6 protein-coding genes are annotated in these 5,270 nt (G+C 70.6%); 2 read left to right on the top strand and 4 right to left on the bottom strand.

Annotation, left to right across the window (positions count from 1 at the left end; genetic code table 11):
- The coding region (gene xseA, locus WA805_RS16575) for an exodeoxyribonuclease VII large subunit (RefSeq protein WP_425242785.1) at window positions 1-924 on the bottom strand (924 nt) is incomplete at its 3' end.
- Window positions 925-1,337: 413 nt separating this feature from the next.
- Window positions 1,338-2,000 carry a hypothetical protein gene (locus WA805_RS16570; RefSeq protein ID WP_425242784.1) on the bottom strand — a complete coding sequence of 221 codons (663 nt, stop codon included), beginning with the start codon at window positions 1,998-2,000 and terminating at the stop codon, window positions 1,338-1,340.
- A 266-nt stretch (window positions 2,001-2,266) separates the two neighbouring features.
- On the opposite strand from WA805_RS16570, the gene WA805_RS16565 reads away from it, so the two are divergent.
- On the top strand, window positions 2,267-3,214 hold the full coding sequence (locus WA805_RS16565) for a 4-hydroxy-3-methylbut-2-enyl diphosphate reductase (protein ID WP_422279786.1): 948 nt from the start codon (window positions 2,267-2,269) through the stop codon (window positions 3,212-3,214).
- Here WA805_RS16565 and WA805_RS16560 read toward each other — a convergent pair.
- Both WA805_RS16560 and WA805_RS16555 read right to left on the bottom strand, forming a co-directional pair.
- Window positions 3,203-3,754 (bottom strand): DUF6542 domain-containing protein, encoded by a 552-nt coding sequence (locus WA805_RS16560; protein WP_425242783.1) that lies wholly within the window; start codon window positions 3,752-3,754, stop codon window positions 3,203-3,205. The two genes, WA805_RS16565 and WA805_RS16560, sit on opposite strands and share 12 nt — an antisense overlap.
- A 5-nt stretch (window positions 3,755-3,759) precedes the next feature.
- The gene (locus WA805_RS16555) at window positions 3,760-4,956 is read right to left on the bottom strand and encodes a DNA recombination protein RmuC (protein ID WP_422287503.1); all 1,197 of its coding nucleotides are present in this window, start codon (window positions 4,954-4,956) and stop codon (window positions 3,760-3,762) included.
- A 14-nt stretch (window positions 4,957-4,970) separates the two neighbouring features.
- Between WA805_RS16555 and WA805_RS16550 the strand changes: the two genes are divergently transcribed.
- Window positions 4,971-5,270 (top strand): ATP-binding cassette domain-containing protein (locus WA805_RS16550; RefSeq protein ID WP_425242782.1); only part of this gene is annotated, 300 nt, incomplete at its 3' end.

Below are 5,270 nucleotides of genomic sequence, written 5' to 3'. Positions count from 1 at the left end.
CACCGGATCGGCGAGCGCCGGCCGGGACCGGACCGCGTCCAGCCAGGCGAGCTCGCGGTCGAGCCAGCCGCGCATGCTGCGCCGTGCCCGGTCCCTGAGCTGGGTGACCAGCGCGAGCTGCTCGGCGACGTCGGGCACGATGCGCTTGGCCGCGTCCGTCGGGGTCGATGCCCGCAGGTCCGCCACGTAGTCGAGCAGCGGGGTGTCCTGCTCGTGCCCGATCGCGCTCACCACCGGGGTTCGGCAGGCCGCCACGGCCCTGATCAGCGCCTCGTCGGAGAACGGCAGCAGGTCTTCGAGTGAGCCGCCGCCCCTGGCGATCACGATGACGTCAACCTCGGGGTCCTCGTCGAGCCGGCGCAACGCGGCGATGATCTCCCCGGCCGCGTACGGCCCCTGGACCGCGGTCTGCTCGACCCGGAACCTGACGGCGGGCCAGCGGCGTTCGGCGTTCTCCTGGACGTCGCGCTGGGCGGCGGACTCGCGTCCGCACACCAGCCCGATGACAGTGGGGAGGAAAGGCAGCGGCCGCTTCCGTTCTGATGAGAAAAGACCTTCGGCGGCGAGCTCGCGGCGCAGCCTCTCCAGCCGCGCCAGCAGCTCACCGATGCCGACCGCGCGGATCTCCAGCGCGGTGAACGCGAACGAGCCGCGGGTGGCGTTGAAATCGGGCTTGACGAAGATCACCACCCGCGCGCCCTCCTGCGGGTTGGTCACCTCGAACACCTGGCGCGTGCAGATCACCTGCGCGGAGACGGCCGCGATCGGGTCCCTGAGGGTGAGGAACACCGTGTTGCCGCGTTTCTTGCACTCGGCGATCTGCCCCTCGACCCAGACCCGGCCGAGCTTCCCGATCCAGCCGCTCACGAGCTGCAGCACGGTCCGCACCGGAACCGGCGACTCAGCGGATGTCTCGAGGGCCATGCCCCTATCCCACCACGCCGGTCCGACAGTCAGCGGCATTTCGCGCGACAGCCGCACCCGCTCGTAGGGCCCGTGTCGGGTCGCTCGGCCATCGTGGCGCCAGTCCACGCCGCCGCGCGCCGGGCAAGCCAGGCATCCGCGCCCCGGACGGGCCGCCCGGGCCGCGACTCACCTCCGGCCGCGGGCTCGCCAATGACTTAGGGCGCGAAAGTTACGCCGGAATCGGACATATCGGACAGTTTTCGGTACGTTTCGCGCCCTATGTGCCAACTCGCTCCACCCGCGCCCTGCCGAAATAGGACTACGTGACTCGTGGGACGCTGGGTGCGCGCGACAGGCGCCGGCTCATGATGATGGGCCGTTGAGCACACCAGAGGGTGCCTAACGGCCCATCATCTTCGCGGAACGCCGGGTTAGCCCTCGGCGAGCTTCGTGATGCGGCGCTCGAACATCTGGACCACGTCAGCGCGGTTCGCGTGGCTCTTCTCGTAGTCGACGAGCTGGGCAAGCTGGTCCGCCGACAGGTTCCGCAGCCTGGCGCGCAGCGATGCGATCGTCAGGTCGTCGTAGTTCGGCAGCGGCAGTGCCTCGGTGGAGGCCGCGGGTGCGGCGGCAGGGGCCGCGTCACCGGGCAGCAGCTTCACGTGGCCGCCACCCATCTCGGGCGTGACAGTCTCGGGCGTGACAGTCTCGGGCGTGACCGTTTCGGGCGTGACCGTTTCCGGCGTCACAGTCTCCGGCGTCACAGTCTCCGGTGTCACAGTCTCCGGTGTCACAGTCTCCGGTGTCACAGTCTCTGGCGTCGCTGTCTCCGGCGTCACGGTTTCGGGCGTGACGGTCTTCGGCGTCGCCGTTTCCGGTGTCACAGTCTCTGGCGTCACTGTCTCCGGCGTCACTGTTTCGGGCGTGACGGTCTCTGGTGTCGCCGTTTCCGGCGTGACGGTTTCCGGCGTCACAGTCTCGGGGGTTACGGTTTTCGGGGCCGCGGCCTTGGCTTCGGCGGCTGCCTCATCAGTGGCGGACTTGCCACGGAGCTTGTCGGAAGCAGCGAGCAGTTGGCCGATGCCCGCGAACATCGCCCGCAGCGCTTGCGCCGGGGCTTCCTTGACGCGCTCGCTCACCTGCGGGACACGCATATCACACTCTCCTCAAGGGACGGGTAGATACCCAGTGTGCCGCAGCATAGGGCTCGCCCGTTGTGTCTTAATTAAGGCGGTATCTTCGCTCCTCCCGCAACGGGGGTGCGGTCCGGGGTCAGCCGGCTGCGCGGGATTAACAGTGATTGCCAATGCAGGCAGGGCATCTGCTCGCCTGGCCGAGTCTCTCGCCTACGATGGGAGGCATGTCTGAGACCCACCGCCGGGTCCTGCTGGCGAAGCCACGAGGCTACTGCGCAGGGGTCGACCGGGCTGTGCAAGCCGTGGAGATCGCACTCACCCGGTTCGGCGCGCCCGTATACGTCCGCAAGCAGATTGTGCACAACACGCACGTCGTCAACGAGCTGGAAAAGCGCGGCGCCGTGTTCGTCGAGGACACGGAGGAGGTGCCGGAGGGCGGCGTCATCTTGTTCTCCGCGCACGGCATCGCGCCCGAGGTGCGGAAGGCGGCCGAGGAACGCGGGCTGCGAGCGATCGACGCGACCTGCCCGCTCGTCACCAAGGTGCACAACGAGGCCAGGCGCTTCGCGGCCGGGGACTACGACATCCTGCTCATCGGCCACGAGGGCCACGAAGAAGTCATCGGCACCACCGGGGAGGCCCCGGACCGGGTCACGCTGGTCGACGGCCCCGAGAGCGCGGCGGGCGTCGAGGTGCGCGACCCGGCCAAGGTGGTGTGGCTCTCCCAGACCACGCTGTCGGTCGACGAGACCGTGCAGACGGTCGGCGCGCTCCGTGAGCGCTTCCCCCAGCTGATCGATCCGCCGAGCGACGACATCTGCTACGCCACCCAGAACCGGCAGGCCGCCGTCAAGGTCATCGCCCGCGACGCCGACGTGGTCATCGTCGTCGGCTCGCCGAACTCGTCGAACTCGGTCCGGCTTGTCGAGGTCGCGAAGGAGGCCGGCGCGGGCGCCGCCTACCTCGTCGACGACGCCGGGGAGGTCGACGACCGCTGGCTGGAGGGGGCCGCGACGGTGGGCGTGACGAGCGGTGCCTCGGTTCCTGAGGAACTGGTCGCCGGCGTGCTCGGCAAGCTCGCAGCGCTCGGATTCGAGGACGTGGAAGAGGTCGAGGCGGTCAAGGAGCGGATGGTGTTCCAGCTCCCGCGCGAGCTGCGATCACCGCGGTAACGACCGCAGCGCCAGGACCAGGGCGCGGACCTCGGAACGCAGGCCGCGCAGCAGCGCGATGAGGATCGTCAGCCCGGTCCCTGCGAACAGCCAGCCCGCCGAGCTAGCCAGCGCGACCACGGTGCCAGAGAACGCCGCGAGCAGCCCGGCCGAGATCAGGGCCTTCTCCAGCACGCACGCGGCGAAGAACAGCAGCGGGGGAGACACCACCACCGGCAGCAGCCCGCTCGGCCGCACGTAATACGCGGTCAGGCTGCTCGCCATGAAGAACACGGCGTCGGCCAGTTCCCCCCAGTTCGCCCAGTCCGCGACCAGCAGGCCGAGGAAGCATCCCGCGAACACCACGAGCACGCCGCCGCGCCCGGTCAGCCGCTCCCCTGGCCGTCTCCCTCGCGACCCCCCGAGCCACCCCCCGAGCCACCCCCCGGAACGGTCCCCGAACCGCCCCGCGACGGCGGACTGTGGACCCCCCGGACCGTAGGGTTCGCGCAGCGAGACGGCCGCGTCCGTGTCGGAGAAAGATTCTCTGCGACGTATCACCGTCGTCACGGCAGCGGCTCCGCGACCACGAGTTCCGGCGCGGACAGCGTGCGCGCCGTCTCCTCGACGACGGCGGGCGCGGGCAGTTCCGCGTTCACGATGCCGAGCGAGGCGAGCCGCCGGGCGCTGACGAGTACCCGGGTTTCCAGCGAGCCGACCGCCTGGTTGTAGGCGCCGACCGCCGCCGTCAGGGACTTGCCGACCCGGTCCACGTGGCGTCCCATGCCGGCCAGCCGCTCGTGCAGCTCCCTGCCGAGCTCGAACACCGCCCGCGCGTTCTCAGAGAGCGCCTGCTGCTGCCAGGCGTACTGGGCGGTGCGCAGCATGGACACCAGGGTCGTGGGCGTCGCGATGTGCACCCGGCGGGCCAGCGCGTGCTCGAGCAGCTCCTGGTCGCGTTCCAGGGCTGGCGCGAGGAACGCCTCACCAGGGATGAACAGGATGACGAACTCTGGCGTCTCGGGCAGCGCGGACCAGTACGCCTTCGCGCCGAGCTGGTCGACGTGCGCCCGCAGCTGCCGGGCGTGCGCGTTGAGCCGCGCTTCCCGCACCGCGTCGTCCGCCGACGCCGCCGCCTCCAGGTAGGCGGCGAGCGACACCTTGGAGTCCACGACGACGTTCTTGCCGCCGGCCAGCCGGACCACCATGTCGGGGCGCTGCCCGCCCTCGACGACCACCTGCTCGTCGAAGTCGCAGTGCGCGGCCATCCCGGCGAGTTCGACGACCCGGCGCAGCTGGAGCTCGCCCCAGCGGCCGCGGGCTTCGGGTCGCCGCAGCGCGGTGACGAGCGCCTGGGTCTGCTCGCGGAGCTGTTCAGCGCCGCGGCGGGTGAACTCGACCTGCTGGGCGAGCTCCGCGTGCGACCGGGTCCGCGCGATGTCGGATTCGCGCAGCTGCTGCTCGACGCGGGCCAGCGTCTCCCGCATGGGCGCCACCAGCGTCTCCACGTCAAAACGCTGCGCGAGCTGCCCGTCGGCGAGCGCGGTGCGCTCGCTCGCGGTGCGCTCGATCAGCGCGGCCTTGTCCTCCGCTGCGCGGGCGCGCTCTTGCGCGGTAGCCGCCGCGGTGGCGAAGCGGTTACGGGCCAGCAGGTACCCGATCACCACGCCGATCGCGATCCCGCCCAGCAAGGCGAATACGGTCACAAGTCCAGTATTGACACGCCGGCGCGCACCCCGCCCGGCGACACGCGCGGGAACCAGTGACAATAGTTAACGTGCGGGCGGCCATCGAGGTGCGCGCGATCGGGCAGCGAACCCGGTCCGGCGCCGTTACTCTGCGGGATGTATCGCTGGCTGTCGGTCATAACGAGCTCGTCGCGATCATCGGGGGCAGCGAGTCGGGGAAGGGCGCGCTGCTCGACGCTATGTCCGGGCTCCGCCCGCCGTCGTCAGGCATCGTGGCCCGTTCCGCCAGCGCCATCGGGTATGTGCCAAAGGGGGACGCGGTCGATCCGGCCGTGCCGCTCGCCAGGGCGCTGCGCTACACGGCCCGGCTCCGTGCCGTGCCCCGGCCC

Origin of the sequence: Trebonia sp. (assembly GCF_049794275.1) — a bacterium.
In the GTDB taxonomy this organism is placed as follows: Bacteria; Actinomycetota; Actinomycetes; order Streptosporangiales; family Streptosporangiaceae; genus Trebonia.
This window is presented reverse-complemented; position numbering and strand designations above follow the sequence as displayed.

What these genes read in the sequence shown, in the direction of transcription:
- WA805_RS16570 (WP_425242784.1), bottom strand. Translation starts at nt 2,000, where the DNA reads ATGTTCGCGGGCATCGGCCAACTGCTCGCTGCTTCCGACAAGCTCCGT.
- WA805_RS16565 (WP_422279786.1), top strand. Translation starts at nt 2,267, where the DNA reads ATGTCTGAGACCCACCGCCGGGTCCTGCTGGCGAAGCCACGAGGCTAC.